The organism is Nostoc sp. CALU 546, from assembly GCF_048836525.1.
Genome location: NZ_JAWJTF010000226.1, coordinates 1 through 3,534, shown reverse-complemented (window position 1 = coordinate 3,534; position 3,534 = coordinate 1). Strand labels below are relative to the sequence as shown.

The following is a 3,534-nucleotide window of genomic DNA, read 5'->3' as shown; positions in this document are numbered from 1 at the left end:
GGGAAAGTCGGACGGTGAAAGTGGCGCATCGAGCGTCGCCGAGACTTTCTGCTGGAACAGGTCCCCCGTGAAGTTCTACGAGATGATGAACGAGCGCGAATCCAAAACAAAAACCGACAAATGTTCGAGGTGTAGCACCAGCAGCTTGACGGAAATAATCAAAAACATAAGGTAAGAACTCAGGTGCAATTCCCTTCCCTGTATCAGTTATACGGATTTCTACCTGTGAGCCAACTTCCTCTAATTTAATTTTTACTTCTCCTTCAATAGGAGTAAATTTAATGGCATTGGAAAGAATATTCCAAATTACTTGTTGCAATCGATTAGCATCACCTAAAACTTCCCCAACACCAGATTCAATACTTCTGTGAATCTGGATAGATTTAGCCTCCGCTGATAAACGCACTGTCTCGATCGCAGCTTCAATCACTGATACCAAATTAATTCGGCCGAAGTTGAGAATAAGTTTACCTTGAAGGATGCGGGAGACATCAAGCAAATCTTCAATTAATTGGGTTTGTAACTTGGCGTTGCGCTCAATGGTTTCGAGGGCGCGATCGCTTGTTGCTTGATCAAGCTTGCGACTCCGCATCAGTTTTGCCCAACCCAGAATTGGGTTGAGTGGTGTTCTCAATTCATGGGATAGCACCGCTAAAAATTCATCTTTGATGCGGTTTGCGGCTTCAGCAGCGCTTCGTGCCGTTCGTTCGGCTTCGTAAAGATGGGCACGAGCGATCGCTTGGGCGCATTGTTGAGCTACAGCCAAGAGAAACGCTTGATCTTCCTCACTTAGTTGTTGAGGCTGGGCAAATCCCACACTTATACCTCCAACTGCCGAACCCTCTACCATCAATGGAATAGAAATCCAGGCTTTAAAGTCATATTGGGCATATATTTGGGATAAATGTGGGTAACGAGCAACCCGATTTTCTGTTGATTCAGCCCAAATAGCTTTCCCAGTTCGCACTGCTTCTGCTAGAGGAGAAGGTGAATCGATGGCAAAATGACGCCAACTATCTACCAAATCTTGGTTATAGCCAACCGCACGCACAATTTCCAGTTCAGTTTTACTTTCATTCACCAAGGCGACGAGGGCAGAAGTGGCTCCCAAGGCAGCCATGCTCTGCTCTACAATCACTTCAGATACTTGGGCTGGTGTCAGGGATTCTGAAAGGGCAGCTGTAATAGATTGGAGACGGGCAATGCGCTCTAGGGCTAGTTCTGCTGTTTTTTGTGCTTGTTGCGCTTCTTGGTAAAGGCGGGCATTATCGATCGCGATCGCAGCTCGATGGGCAACATCTTCCGCTAGTGACAAGTCAGCCGTGCTGTAACGACGTTCTGATTCAGCAGTAAAAAAGGAAATTGCACCAAAAATTCTTTCACGTGCCACCAAGGGCAAGATTATACATGACTTTAAACCAAGTTCACGCACAATTCTTAGATGTTCTGCGTCTAAGATGTATTTTAGTAAAGCCGCATCTGGAATTTCAGTTACCATTTCAGCAATTCCTGTACGCAGCACTTTAGGCACACCTTGAGGTTCATCCAACTTTCTGGGATAACGTTGATAAAGTTCCCAACCGAGTTTTACTTTCTCTGGATCTCGGTGAGCAACTGCTACCCGATTAATTGATTGATTATCTTGCAACAGATCAACGGCACACCAATCGGCCAAGTAAGGTACCACCAGGTTAGCCACACTTGCTAACGTACTTTCGTAATCAAGAGAAGAGGCGAGGGTTGCACTGACTTGAGCCAAAAACGTTGCTCTTTGCTGATCGGCTTCTGCTTCCTGTCGGGCGGTTTGCTCTTGAATTAGTTGGATACGTTTGGCTTCAGATTGTTTGCGATCGGTGATATCAAGCACAATACCACTCATGTGTGTGGCAATACCCGCATCGTCAAAAAAGGCTTTTCCCCGACAGGCTAAGTAACGAATACTGCCGTCATCCCAAATAATTCGATATTCTAAATCATGCTCCAAGCCTTCGTTAATCGCTTGACTTAAGGATTGAGCTAGGAATTCTCGATCATCTGGATGCAGACGAGCTAAAATCGCTTCAGAAGTGCCAGCAAAGGTTTCCGGCGTCAGCCCAAATAGTTGATAAATCTGCTCATCCCAGTCAAAGCGATCGCTGGCGATATCCCAACTCCAAACACCGATTTGAGCAGATTTTAACGCCAGGTTGAGTTGTGCTTGGCTATTTTCCAAACCTTGATAAAGACGAGCATTCTCTAGAGAAATAGCAATTTGAACCGTCAAAATTTCCAGCACAGAAAGTTTTTCCTGTGTGAAGGCACTGGAGATTAAATTATTTTCTAAATATAAAATACCAAGTAATTTCGACTGACGGGCGATCGGTAAACAAAGTACAGATTTAGGTTGTTTTTGAATTATATACTCGTCTTTTGAAAACAGATTTTGCTCAGTGGCATTCTGCAAAATCACTATTTCTTGAGTGCGCTGAACATAATTCAGCATTGATTGAGGAATAACTTGTGAAATTTCACTCTCTAATACAAGTCGAGAAACATTGAGCTTTTCTGCTTGGTGATTAACCTTCGCTTCTACTTCAATCACCAGATTTTGCTCGTGTTCTAGCAACAAATAACCGATTTCTGCTCCTGCTTGCTCAACGACAATTTGCATTAATGTCTTCAACAACCGCGAAAAAACAATTTCACTAGATATAGTTTGAGAGGCTTTAACTATTGACAAAAAGTCTAAATGCTCACCTGTGGTAATAAACGTTCCATTAGAAATAAGCTGTTGTTGTGGCAATAGTTGAGGATAGGATTCTTCTAAGTGCTTGACTTTAGCAAATGCCTGCCAACGCATATAAGTATTTTTAGCTACTTCTAAGTATGTTTTGGCAATTAATTCAAACTCTCGCTCAAAGTAAAAGTTAGCAGCTAGCTCATTAGCTAAAGCTTCATATTGTATAAATCCCTGCTCACGGGCTGAAGTAATTGATTGCTCATACAGGCGCATTGCTTCCAAATCCCGACCTTCAATTCGAGCTATTTCAGCAGCTACTAATTGAGATTTATGTAAAAAGTTTTCAGGGCCGTGTTTAGCCCAATATTGCAATTGTTGCTGATGTGATTCTAGGGTTTGTAAAAACAGCTTTTGCTCTTGAGAAGAGACTGTTGGATAAAGAGCCGTTAGACTTAATGAGTAATATAAAACATAATCTGTTTCAATTGGTAATGCCAGTGTCGTAACTGGAAAATTGGATAATTTTAAGGCACAATTAAGAGCCTCTATATACTGTCGATATGTAAAAAAGATAATTAATTTGATAATGTAATAAAAAATAATTCCACTAACAAACCCTGCATCTGTAATAATAGATAAAGCGCGTGACTCATCAAAATTATCATCACTTAGAGTCAGATTTTGGTGAGTTAGTCCGCGCAGATTCATCAGTAGCATCTGCTGTAGTCTGATTGTCTGATAGACAGCCTCATGTTTCGACTGATGGGCTATTGCGGTGTATTTTTCTAGAGATTTGTATGTCTCTGTCGGTGGAT

Annotated in this window: 1 protein-coding gene; it reads right to left on the bottom strand. The window is 42.2% G+C overall.

Annotation, left to right across the window (positions count from 1 at the left end):
• The coding region (locus tag RRG12_RS41860) for a GAF domain-containing protein (protein WP_420763207.1) at window positions 1–3,534 on the bottom strand (3,534 nt) is incomplete at both ends.